Raw genomic sequence first — 25325 nt, 5'->3', positions numbered from 1 at the left:
TTGCAACGAATCTATAAATAACTCTCTATTTACAAGTAATTAATAGTTATGTGTCTACCTCCCTTATCATTCATCAGAATACGATATTTGAGAGAGGAGGTGAGATTATGCATTTTGGAAATTTTATAGATAGAGTTTGCAGTAAGTGTCATTCATTTCCTTGTTGTTGTAAAACTGGTCCTATTCCAAGTTGTCCAATTTGGCCAGTGAAACCTACAGGACCGACTGGGGGGATAACTGGACCTACAGGTAGTACAGGTGTGACTGGCTCTACGGGGGTAACTGGCGTTACTGGGGCTACTGGCGCTACCGGCGTTACTGGCGCTACTGGCGTTACCGGGGCTACTGGTGTTACTGGCGCTACCGGCGCTACCGGCGCTACCGGCGTTACTGGCGTTACTGGTTCTACGGGTGTAACCGGCGCTACTGGTTCTACCGGCGCTACCGGCGTTACTGGAGTAACTGGGGCTACTGGTGTTGCTGGTTCTACGGGCGCTACTGGCGCAATCGGACCTACGGGCGCTACTGGCGTTACTGGCGCTACCGGGGCTACTGGGGTAACTGGGGCTACCGGCGTTACTGGGGTAACCGGCGCTACTGGCGCTACTGGTGTAACCGGGGCTACCGGGGCTACGGGCTTGACTGGCGCAATCGGACCTACTGGCACCACTGGGATAACTGGGGCTACCGGCGTTACTGGCGTTACTGGCGCTACCGGCGTTGCTGGGGCTACGGGTGAGACTGGCGCTACTGGGGTAACTGGGGCTACCGGTGTTGCTGGGGCTACGGGCGCTACGGGCGTTACTGGCGCAATCGGACCTACTGGCGCTACTGGTGTAACCGGGGCTACCGGCGTTACTGGCGTTACTGGGGCTACCGGCGTTACTGGGGTAACCGGGGCTACTGGCTTGACTGGTGCAATCGGACCTACTGGCGCTACTGGAGTAACCGGGGCTACCGGCGTTACTGGGGCTACTGGCGTTACTGGGGTAACTGGGGCTACCGGCGTTACTGGCGTTACTGGCGCTACCGGCGTTGCTGGCGTTACCGGCGTTACTGGCGCTACTGGCGTTACTGGTTCTACGGGAGTGACCGGCGCTACTGGTATTACTGGTTCTACGGGTGTAACCGGGGCTACTGGCGCTACTGGTTCTACTGGGGTAACCGGCGTTACTGGTTCTACGGGTGAGACTGGGGTAACTGGGGCTACCGGCATTACTGGAGTAACCGGCGCTACTGGCATTACTGGAGTAACCGGCGCTACTGGCACTACTGGAGTAACTGGCGCTACCGGCGTTACTGGCGCTACCGGCGTTGCTGGGGCTACCGGCGTTGCTGGGGCTACGGGTGAGACCGGCGCTACTGGCACTACTGGAGTAACTGGGGCTACCGGTGTTGCTGGTTCTACGGGCGCGACTGGCGCAATCGGACCTACTGGCGTTACTGGTGTAACTGGGGCTACCGGCGCAATCGGACCTACTGGCGTTACTGGTGTAACTGGGGCTACCGGCGCAATCGGACCTACTGGCGTTACTGGAGCTACCGGCGTTGCTGGGGTAACTGGGGCTACTGGCGTTACTGGTGCAATCGGACCTACTGGCGCTACTGGGATAACCGGGGCTACTGGCTTGACTGGTGCAATCGGACCTACTGGGGCTACCGGTGTTACTGGCGCAATCGGACCTACTGGCGCTACTGGGGTAACTGGGGCTACCGGTGTTGCTGGTTCTACGGGCGCGACTGGCGCAATCGGACCTACTGGCGCTACTGGGGTAACCGGCGCTACTGGCTTGACTGGTTCTACGGGTGAGACTGGGCCTACTGGCGCTACTGGGGTTACTGGTTCTACGGGTGTAACTGGGGCTACCGGCGTGACTGGTGTAACTGGCGCTACCGGCGTGACTGGTGTAACTGGCGCTACCGGCGTTACTGGTGTAACTGGCGCTACCGGCGTGACTGGTGTAACTGGCGCTACGGGTGCTACTGGGCCTGCGTTTACTGAAGGATTCTCTGCCTTTAAAAACACGTTGGCTGTTAGTGGATCTACTTCAATCACTAACTGGAGTGTTGCTTCACCATACTTTACAACACCTGCTTTCAATCCAACAACTGGGATATTCACTGTACCAACTACAGGTAGGTATTCCTTTGAAGCAACCATTAACTACTCCACTGCTGCGGCTATTACCGTTACTTTAGGAGCAGGAATAAACCCTTCATTTGCAATTAGACAAAATGCTACTACAAATTTAATTAGTGGCTTGTTCCCTGTACTAAACGTCAATGTGGCGCTTGTATTAACTTTACGCGCAGTTCTTGGAAATGGCACAATCACTTTAGCAGGAGAAGTGAATTTAAATGCTGGAGATACGATTGATTTGTTCTATGAAGCAAATGGATTGACTATCTCTCTTACACTAGGCGGCGCTAACTCTGGTGGTATTGTTTGGTCATGTCATCGAATTTCTTAGAGTTAGGACATTAATCAACAATACAGCTCTTAGTAGAAATAGCAAACCACTATTTTGTGGTTTGCTATTTCTTTTTCATGTAACAATATAAAAAATAGTACAAACATTGATAATAAATGTTTGTACTATCTGATTTGCATTACTTGAACATTTCCATTAATACTTCATTCGCAACCTGTTTACCTTGCTGTACACATTCTGGAATTGATATTCCTTCAAACGAGCTTCCTGCAAGCTTTACAGTTGGAAAATGTTCTTGTAATTCTTGTTTGATACGAAGGACTTTCGCCTCGTGGCCAACTGTATATTGTGGCATCGCATTTTTCCAACGTGTTACAACCGTTGTGACAGGTGCGCCATCGATACCAATCGTTTTCTGTAAATCCTGTAGCACGGTTTTTTCGATCTCCGTATCCGATAAAGCCACAATCGCTTCGTCGCCCACTCGACCAATATAACTGCGTAATAATACAAAATCCTTTGGTGAAGTACCTGGCCATTTTCGATTCATCCAAGTGCAGGAAGTAATTGAAAAATCACTATTTCGAGAGACATAAAAAGAAAGTGCATCTAAATCACCGAGTTGTTCCTTTTTAAAGGCCATTGTAACGGTTGCAATAGTAGCAGCCTTCATTGTGCCCAATTCATGTAATAGACTTAACTTACTAAACATTTTTTCAGCCATATTAAAGGGGGTGGCAATAATAACAGCATCTGCTTTGATATGTGAAAAATTATTGAGCATCACCTGAACTGAACCATCCTTGCCATGCTCTATTTCCTCTACTTTGACACCCTTCATCACTGTCCCCGGAAGTAGTGATTCTTCTATACTTTCAATGAGTGTTTCAAGGCCATTGCTAAAGGTTTGAAAGATACCTTTATTTTCAGCTATGTGATGATTGCTTAAGAAATTCGTGCCTGACTTCTTCATACCAATCAGCAAACTACGATATTGTTGTTCTAAACTATAAAGCTGTGGGAAGGTTGAGCTCATACTTAACTGCTCAATATCCCCTGCAAATGTACCTGCTAGTAGGGGCTCTACTAGATTTTCCACTATCTCAGCACCAAATCTTCTTCTAAAAAAAGCGCCTAACGGTTGATCGTCATCCTGTGTAGAACGGGGAATGAAAAAGTCCCCCGCCGCACGAACTTTACCACTTAGTGAGAACAAGCCTGAAGTTATGAATGAAGAGATATGCGGTGTCTCTCCAGATAAGAGATGACTAGGTATTGGATATAACTGACTACCAACAGCTATATAGTTTGGACCCGCATTACTTGTTAATAGTTTCTGTTCGATCCCAAGATCCTTTGCTAAATCATTGACATAGTTTTCACGATCAAAAAAAGATTCTGGCCCACGCTCAATAATAAAGCCATCTTTTCTTAGAGTTTGAATTTTTCCGCCAAGACGTAATGACGACTCGACAAGTACGATATCTAATGGCAATTCTTTTGCGCTTGCTTCTTTTTGCATATAGAACGCAGCTGTAAGGCCTGTAATGCCACCGCCTACGACAACTACCTTTCGTCTTTTCTGAGTCACCAACATCATCACTTTCTTTTCGCTTAGCTTAATTTTTTATGAATCGCCTCTACCATCGCATCAATAAATAAAGGATGTGTATTTGGCATCGCTGGACGATAGTATTTTGCACCAAGTTCATCACAAACAACTTTACATTCAAAATCGTTGTCATACAACACTTCTAAATGCTCTGTTACGAAACCTACTGGTGTATAAACAAATGAACGGAAACCTTTTTCTTCGAATAGCTCACGTGTTAAGTCTTGAACATCTGGACCAATCCAAGGCTCTGGTGTTTGGCCTGCTGATTGCCAGCCAACCTCTACATTTTTTAAACCAGTCGCAGCTTGAATAAGACGAGCTGTTTCAATTAGTTGATCTTCATATGGATCACCTAAGTTTTTAATTTTTTCAGGCAATGAATGTGCTGATACAATTAGACAAGCTGTCTCACGTTCTTCTTCTGACATTGCATTGAATGTCTCATTCACTTGTTGTTTCCAGTATTCTATGAATTTGGGCTCGTCATACCAAGATTCCACAGAAGTTATCTTTAAGCGACCTCCTGCGGCCTCTTCAGCACGACCATTATAAGACTTAATTGAGAAAGTAGAGAAATGAGGAGCTAAAACAATAGAAACCGCTTCTTTTATGCCCTCCTCCACCATTTGCTCTACTGCATCTTCTATAAATGGATGAATATGTTTTAAACCAATAAACAATTTATATTCTACAGCATCCTGTACTTCGTTCAAACGTGTACATAATGCTTCAGCTTGTGCTTGTGTTGCCGCAGCTAATGGGGATAAACCACCGATTGCTTCATACCGGCTACGCAAATCTTCTAAATGCTCTGCAGAAGGTTTACGTCCATGACGAATATGCGTATAGTAAGGTTCAATATCTTCTTCTTTATAAGGTGTTCCATATGCCATTACTAGTAAGCCTTTAACTTCTTTCATTACCTTTTCACCTCTAAAATTGTTTTATGTTTTTCATATATTATGTGATAAAAAGAAGCTGCCCAATCTTGATTGTTGGACAGCTCCTTTTCTACATTGAAATTAAAATTCCCTATGTAGAAAAGGACATATTATTCACGCTTGATTGACTTCCATTAAGAACGAGCTTGAATTTGTTGAGCACTATATTCATGAATAAGTGTTGTAAGACGTTTTAAGACATCTGGGTCAACCTCTGGGAAAACACCATGACCAAGATTAAAGATATGACCTGGCATTTCTAGACCTTGATCAATAATATCTTTCGTTCGTTTTTCAATAACTGACCAATCTGCAAGTAATAGGGATGGATCTAAGTTTCCTTGTACAGGCTTGGTAATACCATTGGCACGTGCATCTTTAATCGGTAAACGCCAATCTAAGCCCACAACATCTATCGGTAAATCATTCCATTCCTTTGCTAAATGGCTAGCACCCACTCCAAATTGAATTAATGGTACATTTTCTTTTTGCAACTCTGCAAAAATACGAGTCATAATCGGTTTAATAAATACACGGTAATCCTCTACATTTAAGGCTCCAACCCATGAGTCGAACACTTGGATAGCTTTTGCACCAGCTTTAATTTGAGCCGTTACATCTGCAATAATCATGTCAGCGAGTTTATCCATTAAAGCAAACCAAGCTTGAGGTTCAGATACCATAAATGATTTTGTTTTATTATAGTTTCTTGAAGGACCACCTTCAATCATGTAGCTTGCAAGTGTGAATGGGGCTCCAGCAAAACCGATTAGAGGTACATTTAATTGCTCTTCTGCAAGTAACTTGATTGTTTCTAATACAAATGGTGTATGCTCTTTAGCATTGAATTCACCTAATTTTTCTACATCCGCTACTGAACGAATAGGATTTGAAATAACAGGACCAACACCTGCCTTGATTTTCACATCTATCCCAATTCCAGGGAGAGGTGTGACAATATCTTTATATAAAATAGCAGCATCTACATTGTAATTTTCTACAGGTAGACGAGTGACATACGCACATAGCTCAGGTTGATGTGTAATTTCCTCTAAGGAATACTTTTCTTTAATGGCACGGTATTCTGGCTGAGAACGTCCTGCCTGACGCATATACCAAACTGGTGTATGTGCGGTCCTTTCTCCACGTGCAGCACGTAGAAGTGTATCATTAAAAGTTGTCATGAATAGTTCCTTCCCCTCGTTAAATTCTTACTATAAAAAATCGCATGTTTATTCCTTTATTATTGATATCCGTTTCCAATAGTAAACGCTTCCTCTGTTATTGTATAGTTTTCCTAGTGAAATGTCATAAAATTGTTCTTTCTCGGCATATTCTTTTTGAGCGGAGCGTTAGACTTACGCCAGAAAGGGTATAATCACGCTATATTAGTAAGATTCATAAGGAGGATAAATTCATGTATATTTATTTAACTTCTGGTACTGGCGATTTTTTGGAACAGGTAAAAAATAAGTATCCTAATGAACATATGATTTTAATTCATGGGGAAGGTAACTCTGTACTGATACATGAAACAGAAGGAAAAACAGTATTTGCGACACCTCGTAAATTTGAAGTGCTAGATTCAGTAAATGATTTAGAGGAACACGGTTTCTTTGTTTTCAACAATATTCCTGTAACAGATGAAGGAAGACCAGTTTTCGAGCATCGCTTTTTAGAACGTTCACGCGCTATTGAAAACGAGCCTGGCTTTGTTGCCTTCCGTTTATTAAGGCCTATCAAGAGTGATACTTACATTGTCATGACTCAATGGCATGGACCTCATTCATTTGACGCATGGAAGAGCTCTAAAGCCTATGAAACTGCCCATGCTAGAAGAGATGATTCAACTGGGATACGCCAGCAAAACATCTTCTCAGCAGCTTCTTATGTAACAACCTATAGTGCTATACCGAAAGAAGAAGATTCACAATAAGTTTAAATAATTAAAAGCTCATTTATCCAACAATATCATTGGTAAATGAGCTTTTTAGTATTCTATTCTACTTTGAAACCTTCGACGTTAATTCACTAATCACCAAAACAATGATAAAGGCAATATAAAACATTGGTTGTGTCATAGCACATAAGCCCACAACAATAGCTTGTGTAATCATGGCTAAACGCACAATTTGCTTCACAGCTAGTTGACGAGCATGATCTGGTAACGGATAGAGCATGTCCATTCGAAATTCGCCACTGGATAACAGAGCTTGTTTTAACTGAATAGTTGTCGCAAAGCTGAGTGCACCTGCTACAATCCATGTAACGACAGGAATATCTACAAATGCTGCAATGATTGCTGAAATAGCAGTAAGGCGTACCCATAAATAGAAATGGTCATCTGTTCGAATAAAGGTACGAAATACCAAGTACTTTTGAGCATTTTCCTTACCGTATGGTACAAATTTATAGAGCCAGTCCATCCAGCTTCGACGGCGAATGCTACCGTGTAAATGAGGTACGTCTGTAAAATAATTTGCAAAACGATAGAAGCTCATCATACGATTCTGTTCAAGCTTGACAAAATGCTCATACGGCACTGGTTCACCAACTGATTTTTTACTAAAGACCATCATATAAACAACACTAATAACTGTCGCGATTACTGCTAATAACAACTGTGCATGGAGCCCCATATAAATAGTAGCTGCAAAAATGACAGCTCGGATAAACCTATCCACCCAAACCATCTGCCCTCGTTCACTATAACGATAGCTGAATTCTCCTCGAACACTTAGATATTTCAACACAATAGTAAGTAAAAATATTGTCCATATTTCGACCGTTGTTAATTCAGTCACGGCTTTTAATAAAGGGATACTAACAATATAGACAATCGCTACAATCCACACCTGAGACCAAAACGTCCAAGCCAACGCCTTGCTGAAGTACAAAGACATCTTTGATTCTAAAGGTAATAAGTATACTTGATCTGGCTCTCTCAACAATGTAGTCGGACGGCTAAAGGCCAATAAAATCCCGATGATAACAGCTATCAGGACTTCTGCTGGAAAGTCTGTTTGAACAACTTTCAGCCATTCGCTATATTGATAGCCCCCTGCTCCTATTAGAAATACAAGTACGATAGCAATATGCCCTGTAAAAATAAATTGCATATATTTTTGTACTTCTCCTATATAATGCATGAAGCGAGAGGACCATACATCACGCAAGTTCTTCATGGTCCCGCTCCTTTGTCATAGCAATATAGAGGTCATCTAATGTCGCATACGGCATAGCAAATGATTGACGTAAATCAGCCATTGTTCCTTGTGCTCGAACTCTTCCTTCATGCAATAAGATAATGCGATCACAATGCTTTTCAGCTGTTGATAGAATATGTGTAGACATTAATATAGAAGCGCCTTCTTTTTTCTTTTCATCCATTTGATCTAATAACGATTGAATACCTAATGGATCCAATCCCACAAAAGGTTCATCAATAATATATAGACTTGGATTCACTAAAAAGGCACACATAATCATAACTTTTTGACGCATTCCCTTTGAAAAATGTGAAGGGAACCAATTTAATCTTTTCTCCATTCGAAATTCTTTTAACAGTACCTCAGAACGAGCATCGAGTGTTGCTTTGTCAATACCGTAAGCCATTGCAGTTAATTCTAAATGCTCTCTTAATGTTAGCTCATCGTATAATACAGGGGTTTCAGGAATATAGGAAAAGGCTGTACGATACTTGTCCGTATCTTCCTTTAATGTTACACCATTTAGACGAATGTCCCCTTCCTTTGGCAACATTGTTCCTATAATATGTTTAATCGTTGTACTTTTCCCAGCTCCATTTAAGCCGATTAAGCCAACTAGTTCACCTTCTCCAATCGTAAAAGATAGATCTTTAATAACAGGTTTTCTTGTATAACCACCTGTCACATGCTGTACCTCTAATACTGACATATTCTCACTCCTCTTCTTGTATTATATTTTATCAAAAATTAGCAAATGATACAGGTTTGAGTATGATAGAATGTACTTACATATACGTTAAGGGGGAAATTCTTATGAGCGATTGCCTATTTTGCAAAATTATTGATGGTTCCATTCCAAGTACAAAAATTTATGAAGACGATCATGTCTATGCATTCACAGACATTTCACCTGTTGCAAAAGGCCATACACTATTAATTCCAAAGCATCACTGCAAAGATTTATTTGAAATGCCAGAGGAAGTGGCTCGTAATCTATATGCTGTGGCACCAAAAATTGCAAATGCAATTAAAGCAGCATTTCAGCCGATTGGTTTGAATACCATTAATAACAACGGTGCTGCAGCTGGACAAACTGTTTTCCACTACCACTTACATTTTATTCCGCGTTACGATGAAAAAGAAGGGCTAGGCTTAATTTGGCAAACACAAAAGTACTCACCAGAGCAGTTGTCAGAAGTAGCAGAAAGTATTAAAGCCAATCTATAAGCCATTTGTAATATATTAACATCTGAATGTTCAGAATGCTGTATTGCAAATTTTTAAAATTTAGCGTACAATCACAAATAAGTTTCGCTAGCGGTCAAGAGGACACGTTAGGAGACAAATAGATTAGCATAGTCGAGGAGAGATTCAAATGAATACAAAGAATTTAGTATTAATGGCACTGTTAGTAGGTGTCGGTGCTGCACTTTATGTGGTTACACCAGGAATGGTGAATGGAATGAAGCCTGATTTTATGTTAACCATGATGTTTATTGGTATTCTATTATTCCCAACAGTGAAAGAAACGTTCCTACTTTCTCTTTCAACAGGGGTGCTTTCAGGTTTATTTACAACATTCCCAGCAGGTCTAGTTCCAAATATTATTGATAAAGCTGTTACTGGTTTTGTATTTTTAGCTGCTTTAATCATTCTCAAAAAACTGGCAGGTCATTTCGCCGTATCTGCTGTCTTAGTTGGCTTGGGAACAATTCTTTCAGGAACTGTCTTCTTAGCAGTAGCGCTTTTTGTGTTTAATGCAAATGTTGGCGCGACGTTTGCGATGCTATTTATTGGCGTTGTCCTTCCAGCTGTCGTATTTAACGTTGTTGCGTTTGCCATTATTTATCCAATTGTTTCAAAATTAGTGAAGCGCTCTAAATTCAATACAGCTATTTCTCAAATTTCATAAATAAACACTTTAAATAATCAAAAGAAACTAAACTGTGACGGTCAAATCACTCGTTTAGTTTCTTTTTTCTTTTTGTATTGGTGCATTTCATGGTTTAATAGTAAATAAACATGACTAGAAATGAGGTATCTAATATGAAAGCAAAACCATTTTTACTTGGACTAACGACAGGAATTATCGGTGGGACAATCGCTGTACTTTTCTCCACGCCACAATCTGGGCAACAGCTACGTGCTTCTGTTAAACAAAATGTTGACCAAACAAAGGGTATGCTCCTTGATGTAAAACAACAAGTAGGAACTGTTAAACAATCTGTTAATACATTAACAAATGAAGTAAAAAATAATATCCCACAAATAATAAATGATTTAAAGCAAACAATTACGACTTTTACTGAAGAAATCGAACCAACGAAAAATAATTTACAACAAGAATTAGATGCTTTACAGAATTCGATAAGCGAAATCGAGAAAAACATTGCACAAATTACAGAAAATAAGAAAAAACCTCAAGAAAAAGTTAGCGACTAAAGTCCTTGTCGATAGTTAGATAATCTGTATTTTTATCAAAAACTATTGCTATAATATTATTTTTTAGCCACTTTTCAATTTTTTAATTTTTCTAACTTTAAACTTTTTTCCTTTACTGCTATAATATTTTTAAAAATGTGAAAGAAAGCAGTAGGTGATGGCTTTGTCAGAGGAATTATATACACAAAAAGAAGCGATGCTTTATAGTCAAAGAATCGCACAGTTATCAAAAGCGCTGTGGAAAGCGGTTGAAAAGGATTGGCAACAATGGATTAAACCTTATGATTTAAATATTAATGAACACCATATTTTATGGATTTCATACCATTTAAAAGGCGCTTCCATTTCTGATGTTGCGAAATTTGGCGTGATGCATGTTTCTACAGCATTTAATTTCTCCAAAAAATTAGAAGAGCGTGGCTTTCTTAAGTTTTCCAAGCGTGATGACGATAAACGTAATACGTATGTTGAACTTACAGAAGCTGGCACAGAGCTCATTATAGAGATGAATAAAAACTACCATAATACGTATCATTCCGTACTGGAAGGATCATTAGCATTAAAAGATTTATATGGCCGTTTCCCTGATTTTTTAGATGTAATGGCTGTTATTCGTAATATCTATGGTGAAGATTTCATCGATATTTTCGAACGCTCTTTCCAACATTTCCGTGATTCCTTTGACACACTAGAAGAACGCACACCTGTAAAAGGATAAGACGAAGCTTCAAACTGCACATAATTTTTCCTGCAATTATTTATAAGTTGAACAAAAATGAGTTATACTACTGTTCATTCAGGAATGAGTCATGTGAAAGGAGGTATTTCAGAAATATTTCTGAAGTACCTCCTTTTTCTTGCATTCTAACATAATTCAATTTACATTAAATAGGACACTTCCTATTCGGAGTTGATAAAAAACCATGCATTGCTGGAAAATTTTAAATTTAGAACATCATTACGGTACTACGCGTATTATTATAATGGGTGTCATTACTTTTTTATTGGTCTTTTCTGTTTCGTATGTAACGTTTAATTTATTTAATGAAGAGCATTATACAGATCGACTATTCTGGCTCTTTGTGATAGCTGTGCTAACACTTTATCCCATTCACAAATTTTTGCACTTTGTGGCCCTATTTGATTTACGCCAACATTTAAAATTACGTGTACGTAGTCAGTTTTATATAATTCCTGTTTTACACATGCGAATTCGAGAGCCATTATCTAAAAATCGATACATCTTAGCATTACTTACGCCTTTTATCGTTCTAAATACTAGTATTATAGTTGGAACATGGCTTTTACCAGCCTATACCCATTATGGGACATTGCTGTTAGCCTATCACTGTAGTCTATGCCTGATTGATATCCTTTACGTAAAGTATCTCTTGAATTCACCTAAAAATTCACAAATAGAGGAAACACCTAAAGGCTATGAAATTTTAGTTCCACCGACCGTTCACTAAATTGCTTGTACTTGTTTTTTATTGACGTTCTTTGTTATGCTATTACTATTGAAAGAGGGGAGGAATAGACTTGCTATTAATGATTGTAGTTCTATTCTCGGTATTCTATTTATTTCAAATTAACCGCATGACATATGCTCTATGCATGCGACGTGAAATTCCCGAAGAAAACCAACCAAAAATATTCCGAACTATAAATATACTTATTACTATCCTACTTGTCTCATTCTACATTGAAATTTTATATGCAGTTTAACAGAAAATTCCATTACGCCGAGGCGTAATGGAATCTAAATTTTTTCGGGCTTTTTTGAAAAGCCCCTTTCAAAACATGTGCACCATCCGCGCCCGTCCGCACGCTTGAAGATAAGTCGAGCCCCCCATGCAACAACTTTTTCTAACCAAATAAATTGTTTAGAACCTAAGGCATGCGGCGCGAATGTCTAACATTGTTAAGAAAAGCTAAGAGTTAAAGCTCTTAGCTTTTCGCTGTTTTATTAATTAGTATAGGAACGCTGCACCAACGATAATTAATAAAATAAATAACACAACTAATAAAGCAAAGCCTGAGCCGTAGCCACCGCCACCGTATCCTCCGTTGCCCATAACTTCACCCCCTTTCTTTTCTATATCCTATGCGCTTCAAAATTTGAAATATAGGCAATACTCAAGGGGGAACCATTTTGTTTTTAAAACGTTTATGTTATAGTAAAAAATGGACGAAACCATGTTAGGAGAGAATATCCACTATGAAAAAGACAGTTTTATCTTTAACTTTAGCTGCATCTGTATTAGCGCTTGGTGCTTGTAGCGGCGGAGACAGCAAAGCAATCGTTACTTCTAAAGTGGGCGATATTTCAGTAGCTGATTTTAATGAAAAGGCAAAAGCTTTAACAGGCTCATATGTAATGCAGCAAATGGTGACTGAAAAAGTTTTAGCTGACAAATATGAAGTAACAGATAAAGAAATCAAAGAAGCGTATGACACAACTGCATCACAATTTGGTGATGGCTTTACACAAGCGCTTGCTGAAAGTGGTTTAACAGAACAGGGCTTTAAAGATTCTTTACGTGTTCAACTTCTTCAAGAAAAAGCTTTAAAAGATCAAGCAATTAAAGAAGAAGATGTGAAAAAATACTACGAGCAAATGAAAACAGAATTAAATGGTCGTCATATTTTAGTAGCAGATGAAAAAACAGCAAAAGAAGTAATTGAAAAAATTAAGGGTGGCGCTAAGTTTGAGGACGTTGCAAAAGAGTACTCAACAGATACTGGCTCTGCTCAAAAAGGTGGAGAGCTTGGATGGTTCTCTGTAGGTTCAATGGTAGATGAATTTAACGATGCCGCTTATGCTCTTGAATTAAATACATTAAGTGAACCAGTAAAATCTAGCTTTGGTTACCATGTAATTGAAATTACGGACAAGCGTGATGTAAAAGGTGTTGGTTCATTTAAAGACGAAGAAGAAAACATTCGTTCAACTATGTTAAGTAAACTGAACCAAACTGGTGAAGCTCAAACGATTCTTAAAGATATCGTTGCAAAAATGGCTAAAGATGCCGATGTGAAAACATCTGATAAAGATTTAAAAGAACCGCTTAAATTCTTTACAACAACAAGTGAAGAACAAGCAAAAGCAGCTGAAGAAGCAGCTAAAAAAGCTGAAGAAAATGCGCCAAAAGAGGATTCCGAAGATAAAGCAGAAGATACTGACAAGGAATCTAAATAATTAGAGTCTAGTATATAACAAAAGAGAAGCACCCTGATACATCAGATGCTTCTCTTTTTTACTCTATTTTACTTTAAATTGGCTAATTTCAGTTTGTAGGTCATTTGACATTGTCTGAAGAACATTTGCAGCACTTGCTATTTCCTCATTAGAAGCACTTTGTTGCTCGATAGATAAAGCAATATGCTGTATGCCCGAAGATGTGCCATTTGCTATGCCAACGACTTCTTTTACAGCCTCATCTGTTTGACTAGCTTTCTCATTGACACGCAAGACAATATCCTTTACCTCCGTTGTACGATGACTTATCTGTTGCAAATATACGACTATATTTTTAAAGGTATCGCCTGTCTGTTCAACAGACTCACGGCCTTCCTCCACAAACTGTGTACCGCTATTAATAGCATAAACAGCACTGGAGGTTTGGTTTAAGATATCATCCACCAATGTTCGAATATTATCTGCAGCCTTTCCAGATTCCTCTGCTAACTTTCTTACTTCATCTGCCACTACTGCAAAGCCTTTTCCAGCCTCTCCTGCACGAGCTGCTTCAATAGATGCATTCAATGCAAGCAAGTTTGTTTGATCTGTAATACTTGTAATCAACGCTACAATCGTACTGATTTCCTTCGATTTTTCGCCTAAAGCATTTACAACTGCAGTTGACTGATGAACAGATTCATTAATGGTATTCATTTTTGCAATCGTTTGCTCAATTAACTGTAATCCTAAATCAGCCTTTTGGTTCGTTTCATTTGCTATTGAGGCAACTTCCTGTATAGCAGAAGATGCATGATCCATATCTTTAGTAATTAAATGTGCTGATTCAGATAATAAATCCATTTGCCTTAATTGTCCTTCTGCACTGGAGGCAATTTCCCCAATGGCACCCGAAATAGTTTCAACTGTTTGACTGCTTTGTTCGGTAATCGTTGTAAATTCCTTTGTAAAGGTTGATACATCTGTCGATGCTTTATTCGTCTTTTCAATGACCGTCCCAATTTGTTCTAGCATATGATTAAATTCAGTCGATAATTGACCAATTTCATCTTTTAATCGATCATCAATACGAACAGTTAAATCGCCATCAGCAGCCTGGGTCATAGCATTTAACACACGCTTTACACGCCTTAAGACAATATACCTTGTACATAACGAAATAATTACTGTGCCAATAAATAACGAAATAAATGTATTAATGGCAACCCCAGCACTTCCATTCAAATGCACTACCTTCTCGAATTGACGACTAACAAATTCTGAAATATGGGAGCTAATAAATAAACTTATGCCGATAGCTAGTATCATTTTGAAAATTAAACTTTTCCAAAACTTAATTTTCCGTGAAAAAAGTCCCTCTGTATCCATTACTTTTCCCCATTCCTATAATTTCTCTCTCTATTCTAAATTAAATATTCACATTGGTACAATAGTTAGGCACTACAATTAAATATATGAATACTTAGACTCAGAGAAATTAATAACGAATAGCTAGACAGCAACGTTAGTTTATGGGACGATTGATATTGCTTTTTTAAATAGTAGGCTTATAGAATGAACGATTATCAAGTGGGAAGAGTCTCTCTGTAAATTCGCCCGGTGTCGTTTTACCTAATGCCCTTGTTAACATATTCATCTTTGCATCAATGTTATCGATATAATGCAAAATTTCTGCTTCCTGAATCATAGGTTTTTTCGGGCTACCCCACTCTTCTTTCCCATGGTGTGACAATACCATATGCTGCAACAGCATGACTTCTTCACCTTCAATTTCAAGCTCACTAGCAATCTTAGCAATTTCATTTACCATAATCGTAATATGACCTAATAAATTGCCCTCCACTGTATACATTGTGGCAACTGGGCCTGATAACTCTACAACCTTGCCTACATCATGTAAAATAATTCCAGCATATAATAAGTCACGATTTAATGTTGGATATAGGTCAGCAATGGCTTTACCTAGTTTGAGCATGGAGACCATATGATCTAATAAACCTGATGCATAGTCATGATGATTTTTAGTCGCTGCTGGAAAAACTAAAATAGCCTCTTGATGTTTTTTAATTGCTGCTCTTGTAATCCGTGAGATATTAGGGTTTTTAATGTCAAAGAAAAATTGCGTTAATTCTTCATATAGTTGTTCTTTTGGTGTTGCAGAGGATGGCACTAAATCGTGAATAGCAATTCCTTCCTCTGGCTTAGCAACACGGATAGATTTAATACGCAATTGATTCTTTCCTCTATAGTCATGAATCTCTCCGCCAACACGTACAATGGCTTCCGCATGGTACATCTTTTCATGATCCTCATTCGTATCCCATAGCTTTGCCTCTATATCCCCACTCTTATCTTGTAATATTAGCGACATAAATGGCTTCCCAACGGTTGTAACCCCTTTTGTCGCTTGTTTTATTAATAAAAATTGATCAACTACTTCTCCAACTTGGAGCGTCGTAATCCCTTTCATGTTGACGCCACTCCCCTTTCATTTGCTAATGCTCCTATATCGACAATCTGGTTTTTTTGCCAATAGTTGAGCATTGTGTCATGACAAGTAAAATATAAAATTTGACGTTCATATCCTACTTCTTTCATTAATTGTACCATTTTGTCTGTGCGGTTTCGATCAAAATGGACAAAAGGATCGTCCATAATCATTGGAAATGGTGCAGCGCTCACTAGGGTTTTTGCTAGAGCCATTCGCAATGCAATATAAGCTTGCTCTTTGGTAGCCTGGGACAACTCCACCATTTGATAACGTATCCCTGCAGCATCCTGCGCTACAAAATAACCATCCTCATGAATCGAAAGTTTGTCATAGTTTCCTCCTGTTAGTAAACGGAATATAGCATTTACCTCTTCAAGGACATGAGGTAATTTTTCTTCACGAAGACGGAATAGGGTTTCATGAATAGCTGTCGCCACAGCTTTTTTAGTTGCCCACTGCTCAATTAACTGCTGCAATTCCGTTTTCTCCTGCTCAAACTGTTGAAGTAATTGACCATATTTTTCATCATTTAATAGCTGTTCTTTTTCCATTAGCAAAGCAGCACGTTGTTCCAGACATTGATCAATTTCTAGTTGCAATGATTGCTGCTCTTGTTCTAAAGCACATATGCGTTCGCTAACAGAGTCCTCAATCAGATTTTCCTTCTGTTGAAGATCGAGTGAAGATAATTGAGCCTGGACGGTTTGCAATTCTGTCTCAATTTTTCTTCTCTGTTCAAATTGCTCATGCATTTCATAATAAGCCTGTTCATTTTGGATCTTTGCTTCTTTGAATAGCTCGTACATTTCAGCAGTATAACGATCCATTCTTGATTGTCCACCTTCTATTTTTATTTGAACGCTGGCTAGCTGATCTTTTGCATGCAGTGCTTGCTGCTGTTGCTGTTGTGCTTCAAGGTAGGCTGTTCGTAAATGCATATAAATTTCATGTTCATTATAGGCTCCCTCTAAAACCCGTTGAAGCTGCTCATAAATGTTGTTCTTTTCTACCTGCGTTTCTTGCAACAGACTTGAGGTACTGTTTCTTTTAGCTGCTAATTCTTGTACACCACGAATACGCATAAATAATTCGGGCATTAGCGATCTGGCTATCGTTCCTTGTAAGCGATAACGCTTTAAAAAATGTTGGAGCGTTTGAGTGGCCTCTTCACTCTCTACCTCCGTTAGTTGAATTTTATATTCAAGAGAAGTATATTGCTGCTCCTTCTCTTTCTGCTGTTCATTGATGTGCAACCAGCGATCTTCATATCTTTGCTTCTTTGCAAGAACTGCTTGTACTGTCAATTCCTCTTGCTCTAACTCCCGTAGGAGGATGCTATGCTCTTTATTAGTAGGTTCATTTGCTTGCTTAACATATCGAATAAACAAAAAAGTTAGCAATGATAAAACTGCTCCAATTAGAATTACAACTATGTTTTTTTCAAATACACCATAAGCAAACGATATGAAGCAAATCAGTAGTACAAGCCAGATAAAGTCATGAGGCTGCTTCTGCTTACTGCGTTGCGATTTGGCAGAACGTAGTTGCTCAAGCCTCCGCTTCTGTTGAGGCCATTGTGCTAAAATATGTTCTTCCTCACTTGTTAATGACTCACGCATTAGCTGTTGCTTCTGTTTGGCTATTGCATCTAATTCTAGGTGTACTTGCTCTAGTGAACGTAGATGAAATTTTAGCTCTTCCTCCGCCTCCTCTAATTTACTTAATTGAAGCTGAAATTGTTGCTCCTGTTGGAGTGAAACTGTTTCGTTCAAAAGATTTTCTTGTGCTTCTTTCTCTGTTACACCTAGTAAACGAAACTGTGCTTCAATTTCTTGTTCGAGCAAAAATAGATCATCCTGTAAATTTTGCTCTTTCACCATTAGCTGATGCCACGTTGCCTCTTTTTGCATAAGGTAAGCCATTTCATTGACCTTTTGCTCATCCACTGTTGCAAGTATTTTCTCCTGCAATATTTGATGCTGCTCCTTTAATTGCATCAGTTGCTGACTTTCATGTAACAAACGATCCTTTACCTGCTCATACCGTCTGATACCCTCTGATGGAAACTGAACATGTTGAAAATTGGTCATTGTCTGTTGCAATGTCTGTTGCTGCTTGAGGAGAGGGAGTGCTTGCTTTTGAATAGTTAATTGCTGCCATTGTTGCTGTTGCCGTTTTTGCGTACCAAATAGCTGTTGTAAATTTTGCTCAAGTAATTGTAATTGCTGTAATTTATCCTCAAAGGTTTGAATCTTCACCTGTTCCTGTTTAATTGTCCGCTCAAGCTGCTTTAGTTGTTCAATCTTTTGATTAATCAATGGCACTTTACCTGTCTTTTTAAACAGCTCACTAGCCTCTTTATCCATTTTCTTTTCAAGTGCGGATAAATACTGAATACCTGTTGTACCTGAGGCAAGTAGCAAATGGGTTAGCTCCTCTTCAGACATTTTTTCAATACCTTGTAGTTCATGCAGCGAAAAAGAAAAAATGGCTTCAAAGGATGCCCTAGAATATCCATATAAAAGCTTTACTAACAACTCATCTTGCCCCGTCGTTCCATCCTCTAGGTAGACAGTAACATCACCAGCAGCCTTTCCTTTCACACGTTCAACTGTACATTGACCATAAATAGGGTGTAAAAGTGTCAGCTGACCTCCATATTTCGTTGAAATTTTCGGCTCATATTTGCGCTGTATCTGCTGCCTTGTTGGGAAACCAAAAAGCATTTGTAGTATAAACTGCTGTATCGTCGTTTTTCCTGCTTCATTTAATCCATAAAAAATAGTGACACCATCATTTAACGAAATGGAGATATTTTCATGCTTACCAAAGCCATAAATTTGGATTTTCTGTATTGTCAGCATGTAATCACGCCCTTTGAATTTCTTCTGCTAATAATGTCTGTGCACGATGGGTTAAGTTCTCAATATCCTTTTCACTAAGTGGCTCTATCAGCCTCGCACCACCAGCATATTGGTACAAATCTTTTAGAATATCCTTCCATTCATTACTGTCCCATTGTTCCATTAAGCTCACAACGGATTGAGTTGTTGCTGTATGCTCATAAAATCTCGCTGCCTTTTGCAACACCATCTTTTGTACCCAACACATTGGGTCAATACCTTCCTCAGCCTCTCGAATAGTCTCTAACCATGCATCTACTGTTGCATGTTCAAATAAAGCTTCCGTTTGTTCGTCAATATTTTGCAAATGAAGCTCTACTACCGATGCGCCATACTTCTTCCTATTAGCTGTAATAGCTTCTGCACATCTCTTCAATAATTCATTGGCGTGTACCACATTCGTACAATCCACCTCAATGGTGCTATAAACAACAGCAGAGGTAGAGATAAAATCAAGCTCAGTCGATGTTTTGGATAGCGTCACATCATAAAAGCCTTTCATTCCTTGTTCTTTACGATGTCGACTTTGAATATTGCCTGGATAAACAATTGGAGGGTTTTGATGTAAAAGCTGTCGTTTATGAATATGGCCAAGCGCCCAATAATGATAGTTCTTTTCAAGTAACTGTTGTTTTGTAAAAGGGGCATACACATCATGTGTTGTATTGCCTGCCTCACTGCCATGAAGCATACCAATATGAATGGCATGCTGATCATGTGCAGTTGGATAGCTTTCAATAACAGATTCCTTTAAATGACGTTCAGGATAGCTAAAACCATATATATTCACTTGTTGACCCCGTATTTTTAATTGAACTACACTCGTTTCAGCTGGTAATTCATAGACATTACTTGGTAAAGAAAAGCGTGTCCATGTACCATTTAAATGATCATGATTTCCGTAGCTCACAATGACAGGGATATTGTGTTGAAAAAGCTTCTCCATTGCATCTTGAAATCTTCGTTGTGCTTGCAAGCTACGATTTTCACCATCATAAATATCCCCAACAATTAGTAAAAAATCAGGTTTTTCCTGAATCGCTTTAAGGATAATTTTATCAAACGCTTCAAAAGTGCTTGACCGTATTTTCTTTAAAATGGGTTCGGGTAGACCAAATAAGCCCTTAAATGGACTATCTAAATGTAAATCTGCCATATGGAAAAAACGAATTGCTGACATCCAATCACCTCAAATAGTAGATAATTCTCTCTTTAGTACAAAACCAAAGTAATAATATGTTGTTTATTCAAAACCGAATATTTGTTCTATTTTATCATAACTCATGTTTGATGAAAAATGCTATTACGGAAAAAAACAACATTGCCTTACTTTTTCCACAATTTTCGTAATTTATCAAAAAATCCACTAGTTTTACCGTGAAGTTTATAAATCTTCTATGTATAATAGAAATATATTCAAGTAAAAGGGTGGGGTCTGTATGGAGAATTATCGTTTTACAGCTTTTGAAAAAACAGGGGAAACATTGTTTGATGAAACTTGGACTTTTGAAAATGATGAGGCTGCTAAACTAAATGGACAACAACAAATTGAGGAAAAAGGTGTTGCCGATAAAACTCATCGTCTTGTAAACGCTTCAGGTAAATTAATTTTATTCCATGTTTAGTGGCTAATAAAAGGCACGTAGTCAATGGTTTGCTACGCGCCTTTTATTATTTTTATTTGCCTACAAAGACAGGCGTTCTTTTCTCTACAAATGCATGAATGCCCTCGACATGATCTGTTGTTTTACGCATTGCAGACTGGCCCTCAGCCTCTAATGCTAAGATATTTTCTAACTGTGGCATATTTTGTGCATGTAGAATTTTTTTCGTTGTAATCATGGAAGAAATCGGGGATGCAAGCATTTTCCCCACCACCTGATCTGCCATTGCAAATACAGTGCCCTCTGGTGCAATATAATCAATTAACCCTGCATCTAATGCTTCTTTTGCTGTTAATACCTTTCCCTCCCATATCATTTGTTTCGCTTTAACAGTACCTACACGCTCCTTCATGAAGAAATGACCGCCCCCATCTGGAATCAGTCCAATTCCAATGAAATTCATAGCAAGTTTACTATTTTCACAGGCTACAATAATATCTGCCCCTAGTGTTAGACTAAATCCTAAACCTGCTGATGCACCATGAACCGCTGCAATCACAATCATTGGTAGCTGATAATATGCCTTCACGATACGTGTCAGATAAACCATTGCCTCATCAATATTCAGTGGTTTGCTTTCATCTAGCATTGCTTTTATATCACCACCCGCAGAAAAGACCTTTCCTTCTCCACGAATAACAAGCACCTGAATATCTTTTTCCTGCTGTAGAGCCTCAAAGCATTCTGCAAGTTCACGCATCATGACATCATCCATTGCATTCATCGCCTGTGGACGATTCAATGTTAAGGTTGCTCGACGCTCTAATTTTTCTAATGTAATCGTTGAAAATTCCATCTCTATAACCCCCAAATATGAATAGTCATTCACTATGTATAATTCGTGTTTTTTTAGAAAACTCCTTCTCTCTAAGCAAAATTGCTCCTGTTATGCTATATTAAAGGACGAATATCGAGATAAAGGTGGTAATGTATTTTGACACAAAAAGACTATCGTGTATTACTTTATTATAAATATATTACGATTGAAGATCCTGAAGCGTTCGCAGAAGAACATTTAGCATTGTGTAAAGAGATAGGGCTTCTTGGTCGTATTTTAGTAGGTTACGAAGGTATTAACGGAACTGTATCAGGTACCATTGAGCAAACAGATGCTTACATGAATCATATGAAGGCAGATGCTCGTTTTAGCGATATGATGTGGAAAATTGATGAGACTGAAGGGCATACCTTTAGAAAAATGCATGTACGTCCTCGTCGAGAAATTGTTCACCTCGGTTTAGAACAGGATATCAATCCGTTAGAAATCACAGGTGATTATTTAACACCTAAAGAATTTATGGAACAGATGCAAGATGACAACACCGTGGTTATCGATGCCCGTAATGACTATGAATATGATCTCGGTCATTTCCGAGGGGCTGTTCGACCAGATATTGAAAACTTCCGTGACCTACCTGCTTGGATGGAGGCGCATAAAGAAGATTTTGCAGATAAAAAAATCTTAACTTATTGTACAGGTGGTATTCGCTGCGAAAAATTCTCTGGTTGGCTAAAACGCGAGGGCTATGGTAAGAGCGTAGGTCAATTACACGGCGGTATTGCTACATATGCGAAGGATCCTGAGGTAAAAGGTCAATTATGGGATGGTCAAATGTTTGTTTTTGACCGCCGTCGAAGTGTACCGATTAATCAGGTGGAACATGTTATTGTTGGGAAGGATTATTTCACCGGGGAGCCTTCTGAACGATACACAAACTGTGCAAACCCAGCGTGTCATAAGTTAATGCTTTGTGAAGAAAAACATGAGGCATTTTACATGCGAAGCTGTTCAGATGATTGTCGCCGTGCAGAACGCAACTTTTTCGTGGAGGAAAACGGTTGGACAAAGGAACAGGTTGAAGAACAAATTGCTAAGATTGCAGAGGTCCAACAATCAAATTGTTAATCCATTTCATAATTTAATCAAGGTGCGCATTGCTGTTGGATTTCTGCTCAAAACTTCAGCATAGTGGTCTACTCCAACATTATCAATCCATTTAAAAAGAGCATCGTTCATCAAAACGATGCTCTTCATTCATTTATGCACTTTATCCTTGCCCTAAATAACGCCCTACCTGGCGTCCACTAAATAAACAACCACCAACAAATGTCCCTTCTAAAGCGCGGTAGCCATGGACGCCACCGCCACCGAAACCACTTACTTCACCAGCAGCAAATAACCCAGGAATTGGCTGACCGTCCATGCCCAAAACAGCGCCATTTAAATTTGTTTGTAAGCCACCTAAAGTTTTCCTTGTTAGAATGTTTAAGCGAACAGCAATTAAAGGCCAATTTTTGGTATCTAAAATTTTATGTGGCTTGGCAACACGCACCCATTTATCCCCAATATAATTTCTTGCTCCATGAATAGCGTTTACTTGCAAATCCTTTGTAAAGTTATTGTCCATTTCCCGATCTCTTGCCAAGATTTGCTCTTTAATCTTCATGAAATCAAGTAGCTCATTCCCAGCAAGTTTATTCATTCCATCTACAAGTTCCTTTAGATCATGTGCAATCACAAAATCCTCTCCGTGATTTTTAAAAGCTTGGATAGGAGCAGGTGGGCCTGGTAAAATGCGTTTTAGAACATCGCCAATGCTTTTGTTTGTTAAATCTGGGTTTTGCTCCGAGCCAGATAAAGCAAATTCTTTCTCAATAATTTTCTCCGTTAAAATAAACCAGGAATAGTCATAACCTGTTTTTTGAATCGCCTCCAACGTACTGAGCGTATCAAACCCTGGAAAGTTAGGTGCATGAAAACGATTCCCCTCTGCATCAAACCACAGGGAGGAGGGACCAGGCAATATCCGAATCCCATGGTTGGGCCATATCGGATCCCAATTTTTTAACCCCTCTGTGTAATGCCACATACGATCACGGTTTACAATGCGTCCCCCAGCGTGTTCCGTAATCTCTAGCATTCTGCCATCAACGTAAGCTGGCACACCACATACCATATTTTTAGGAGGTGTCCCTAATCGAGCAGGCCAATTTTTTCTTACTAAATCAAAATTTGCCCCAATACCACCACTTGCCACAATCACAGCTTTAGCTTCGTAGGAAAATTCACCGATTCCTAATCTCGAACTTTTTTCACCTCGATTAATAAAGGTTTCAGCTAGCACCGTTCCGCTAATTCCTATAATCTTCCCTTCTTGCTGCACAAATTCATCCACACGATGTCTGGGCTTGAAGTCAATGAATCCTTCTTTCATAGCCTGTTTTACTTTATCTACAAATGGCTTTACAATGCCAGGGCCTGTTCCCCAGACAATATGAAATCTAGGTACTGAATTGCCATGCCCTCCTGCCAATGAGCCTCCACGCTCTGCCCATCCAACAACAGGGAAAAACTTTATACCTTTTGACTTTAACCAGTCGTATTTTTCACCTGCAGCAAAATCGACATATGCTCTTGCCCATTTATACGCCCAGGAATCCTCATCTTCTAAACGATCAAAGCCTGCAGTTCCTTGCCAATCCTGCCATGCAAGCTCCTTACTATCTTTAATTCCAAGCCTTCTTTGCTCTGGAGAATTTACTAAAAATATTCCTCCAAAAGACCAATATGCCTGTCCTCCGATTGAATTTTCAGGCTCTTGATCTACTAAAAGAACTTTTTTCTTTGCATCGATTAATTCACAAGCTGCGACTAATCCTGCAAGACCAGCACCGACTATTGCAACATCGTACTTCATTCTTACACCCCCAAATCAATCATCCTTAACTAACATTCTTCTCTCACAGTCTGTTTACCTTCTACTTTTTATATTTTTGTCTAAAATGTGACAAACAAAAACGTTCGCTTTCTTAGAACAAATCCATGGATAATTAGCATAAACCCTCTATTTTATTCCATTTAATTCCCATATAATTTTTCATGCTAAAACTACACAGAAACCTGATACTATCGGACTTTTCAAATATCGTTAGCGCTTTCATTGTATTCCCCAAAAAGACGAACATTACAAAGGTATTATATAAATAATATTCGTTTTTAGTTATTTTTCAGACTTTTGAAGTCAGTATTTTTAAAGTTTTTAAGAAATATCGTTGACAAAGGTGAACAATAGGGATTATGATGTTAACAAATTTAATCACAAAAAATATAACGACGGAGACACACTAGTCGCAAGAAAATCCAAAGAGAGCTGATGGTTGGTGCAAATCAGTGATTTCTACGATAATAGTTCCACTCCTGAATAGATAGGCTGAACAACTTAAAAGTATGCTTATCCGTCTCATGCACGTTACGCATATAGCTAAGACTGCCAGAATAAATTTTCCAGCAGTGATTAAGGGTGGTACCGCGAACCAAAGTTTATACAGCCTTTCGCCCCTTACAACACACTAACTGTGTTTGTAAGGCGTGGAAGGCTTTTTATATTGTCTTCGATTTAGAAAGGAGATTGTTTGTATGCTGTAAGAT

At 39.1% G+C, this 25325-nt stretch carries 24 protein-coding genes and 1 other annotated feature; of the genes, 11 read left to right on the top strand and 13 right to left on the bottom strand.

Translation table 11 applies throughout. The annotated features are described in order from the left end of the window. The first annotated feature begins 107 nt into the window (after positions 1-107). Positions 108-2471 carry a beta strand repeat-containing protein gene (locus BFM98_RS24535; protein WP_066037079.1) on the top strand — a complete coding sequence of 788 codons (2364 nt, stop codon included), beginning with the start codon at positions 108-110 and terminating at the stop codon, positions 2469-2471. A gap of 139 nt (positions 2472-2610) precedes the next feature. On the opposite strand, the gene hemY is transcribed toward BFM98_RS24535, so the two are convergent. The 3 genes from hemY to hemE all read right to left on the bottom strand — a co-directional run bounded on the left by hemY (position 2611) and on the right by hemE (position 6172). Next, positions 2611-4032, bottom strand: a complete 1422-nt coding sequence (gene hemY, locus BFM98_RS08170; RefSeq protein ID WP_048391734.1) for a protoporphyrinogen oxidase — start codon at positions 4030-4032, stop codon at positions 2611-2613. Positions 4033-4046: 14 nt separating this feature from the next. Next, positions 4047-4967, bottom strand: a complete 921-nt coding sequence (gene hemH, locus BFM98_RS08165) for a ferrochelatase (RefSeq protein WP_048391736.1) — start codon at positions 4965-4967, stop codon at positions 4047-4049. Between the two features lie 155 nt (positions 4968-5122). Continuing rightward, positions 5123-6172, bottom strand: coding sequence for a uroporphyrinogen decarboxylase (hemE, locus tag BFM98_RS08160; protein WP_048391738.1), 1050 nt, complete (start codon positions 6170-6172; stop codon positions 5123-5125). Between the two features lie 233 nt (positions 6173-6405). Here hemE and BFM98_RS08155 point away from each other — a divergent pair, with 233 nt between their 5' ends. Beyond that, positions 6406-6924 (top strand): antibiotic biosynthesis monooxygenase family protein, encoded by a 519-nt coding sequence (locus BFM98_RS08155; RefSeq protein WP_048391740.1) that lies wholly within the window; start codon positions 6406-6408, stop codon positions 6922-6924. A 67-nt stretch (positions 6925-6991) separates the two neighbouring features. Here the strand turns inward: BFM98_RS08155 and BFM98_RS08150 are convergent, their stop codons facing one another. Together BFM98_RS08150 and BFM98_RS08145 are read right to left on the bottom strand one after the other, a co-directional pair. Further along, positions 6992-8173, bottom strand: a complete 1182-nt coding sequence (locus BFM98_RS08150; RefSeq protein WP_066037078.1) for an ABC transporter permease — start codon at positions 8171-8173, stop codon at positions 6992-6994. Then, on the bottom strand, positions 8157-8906 hold the full coding sequence (locus tag BFM98_RS08145) for an ABC transporter ATP-binding protein (protein WP_066037077.1): 750 nt from the start codon (positions 8904-8906) through the stop codon (positions 8157-8159). Before BFM98_RS08145 ends, BFM98_RS08150 begins: the two co-directional genes overlap by 17 nt. Positions 8907-9010: 104 nt before the next feature. On the opposite strand from BFM98_RS08145, the gene BFM98_RS08140 reads away from it, so the two are divergent. The 6 genes from BFM98_RS08140 to BFM98_RS24255 all read left to right on the top strand — a co-directional run bounded on the left by BFM98_RS08140 (position 9011) and on the right by BFM98_RS24255 (position 12364). Then, positions 9011-9424 carry an HIT family protein gene (locus BFM98_RS08140; protein WP_048391747.1) on the top strand — a complete coding sequence of 138 codons (414 nt, stop codon included), beginning with the start codon at positions 9011-9013 and terminating at the stop codon, positions 9422-9424. A 148-nt stretch (positions 9425-9572) separates the two neighbouring features. After that, positions 9573-10109, top strand: a complete 537-nt coding sequence (locus BFM98_RS08135) for a tryptophan transporter (protein ID WP_048391749.1) — start codon at positions 9573-9575, stop codon at positions 10107-10109. 134 nt (positions 10110-10243) lie between these two features. Next, complete coding sequence (locus BFM98_RS08130; RefSeq protein WP_048391751.1) at positions 10244-10639, top strand: YtxH domain-containing protein; 396 nt, start codon at positions 10244-10246, stop codon at positions 10637-10639. 157 nt (positions 10640-10796) lie between these two features. Next, a complete protein-coding gene (locus BFM98_RS08125; RefSeq protein ID WP_004230760.1) occupies positions 10797-11357 on the top strand; it encodes an HTH-type transcriptional regulator Hpr in 561 nt (186 codons plus the stop codon). A gap of 205 nt (positions 11358-11562) precedes the next feature. Beyond that, positions 11563-12108, top strand: coding sequence for a DUF3267 domain-containing protein (locus tag BFM98_RS08120; RefSeq protein ID WP_016992098.1), 546 nt, complete (start codon positions 11563-11565; stop codon positions 12106-12108). A 70-nt stretch (positions 12109-12178) separates the two neighbouring features. Then, positions 12179-12364 (top strand): hypothetical protein, encoded by a 186-nt coding sequence (locus BFM98_RS24255; protein ID WP_008173337.1) that lies wholly within the window; start codon positions 12179-12181, stop codon positions 12362-12364. Positions 12365-12609: 245 nt separating this feature from the next. Here BFM98_RS24255 and BFM98_RS23350 read toward each other — a convergent pair whose 3' ends face one another. Continuing rightward, positions 12610-12714 carry a YjcZ family sporulation protein gene (locus BFM98_RS23350; RefSeq protein WP_004230765.1) on the bottom strand — a complete coding sequence of 35 codons (105 nt, stop codon included), beginning with the start codon at positions 12712-12714 and terminating at the stop codon, positions 12610-12612. A gap of 143 nt (positions 12715-12857) precedes the next feature. Here BFM98_RS23350 and BFM98_RS08115 point away from each other — a divergent pair, with 143 nt between their 5' ends. Further along, positions 12858-13838, top strand: a complete 981-nt coding sequence (locus tag BFM98_RS08115) for a peptidylprolyl isomerase (RefSeq protein ID WP_048391754.1) — start codon at positions 12858-12860, stop codon at positions 13836-13838. 63 nt (positions 13839-13901) lie between these two features. Here BFM98_RS08115 and BFM98_RS08110 read toward each other — a convergent pair whose 3' ends face one another. The 4 genes from BFM98_RS08110 to BFM98_RS08095 all read right to left on the bottom strand — a co-directional run bounded on the left by BFM98_RS08110 (position 13902) and on the right by BFM98_RS08095 (position 20412). Then, on the bottom strand, positions 13902-15206 hold the full coding sequence (locus BFM98_RS08110) for a methyl-accepting chemotaxis protein (protein WP_048391756.1): 1305 nt from the start codon (positions 15204-15206) through the stop codon (positions 13902-13904). Between the two features lie 166 nt (positions 15207-15372). Next, positions 15373-16308: a 3'-5' exoribonuclease YhaM gene (gene yhaM, locus BFM98_RS08105; RefSeq protein ID WP_048391758.1), complete on the bottom strand. Its 936-nt coding sequence runs from the start codon at positions 16306-16308 to the stop codon at positions 15373-15375. Continuing rightward, complete coding sequence (locus BFM98_RS08100) at positions 16305-19193, bottom strand: ATP-binding protein (protein ID WP_066037076.1); 2889 nt, start codon at positions 19191-19193, stop codon at positions 16305-16307. The genes yhaM and BFM98_RS08100 overlap by 4 nt, the downstream gene beginning before the upstream one ends. A gap of 4 nt (positions 19194-19197) precedes the next feature. After that, a complete protein-coding gene (locus tag BFM98_RS08095) occupies positions 19198-20412 on the bottom strand; it encodes a metallophosphoesterase family protein (RefSeq protein ID WP_066037075.1) in 1215 nt (404 codons plus the stop codon). Between the two features lie 259 nt (positions 20413-20671). On the opposite strand from BFM98_RS08095, the gene BFM98_RS08090 reads away from it, so the two are divergent. Continuing rightward, a complete protein-coding gene (locus BFM98_RS08090) occupies positions 20672-20857 on the top strand; it encodes a YhzD family protein (protein ID WP_036075853.1) in 186 nt (61 codons plus the stop codon). Positions 20858-20909: 52 nt separating this feature from the next. Here BFM98_RS08090 and BFM98_RS08085 read toward each other — a convergent pair whose 3' ends face one another. After that, positions 20910-21692, bottom strand: coding sequence for an enoyl-CoA hydratase (locus BFM98_RS08085; protein ID WP_048391764.1), 783 nt, complete (start codon positions 21690-21692; stop codon positions 20910-20912). A 138-nt stretch (positions 21693-21830) separates the two neighbouring features. On the opposite strand from BFM98_RS08085, the gene trhO reads away from it, so the two are divergent. Next, positions 21831-22802, top strand: a complete 972-nt coding sequence (gene trhO / locus BFM98_RS08080; protein WP_066037074.1) for an oxygen-dependent tRNA uridine(34) hydroxylase TrhO — start codon at positions 21831-21833, stop codon at positions 22800-22802. Between the two features lie 6 nt (positions 22803-22808). On the opposite strand, the gene BFM98_RS24405 is transcribed toward trhO, so the two are convergent. Together BFM98_RS24405 and BFM98_RS08075 are read right to left on the bottom strand one after the other, a co-directional pair. Then, complete coding sequence (locus BFM98_RS24405) at positions 22809-22931, bottom strand: hypothetical protein (RefSeq protein ID WP_255349860.1); 123 nt, start codon at positions 22929-22931, stop codon at positions 22809-22811. Positions 22932-22944: 13 nt separating this feature from the next. Continuing rightward, positions 22945-24594 carry an FAD-binding dehydrogenase gene (locus BFM98_RS08075; RefSeq protein ID WP_066037073.1) on the bottom strand — a complete coding sequence of 550 codons (1650 nt, stop codon included), beginning with the start codon at positions 24592-24594 and terminating at the stop codon, positions 22945-22947. 404 nt (positions 24595-24998) lie between these two features. Then, positions 24999-25240: a binding site (T-box leader), on the top strand. Positions 25241-25325: the final 85 nt, after the last annotated feature.

The sequence above is a fragment of the Lysinibacillus sp. AR18-8 genome, assembly GCF_001705465.1.
Taxonomy (GTDB): domain Bacteria; phylum Bacillota; class Bacilli; order Bacillales_A; family Planococcaceae; genus Lysinibacillus; species Lysinibacillus capsici.
This window is presented reverse-complemented; position numbering and strand designations above follow the sequence as displayed.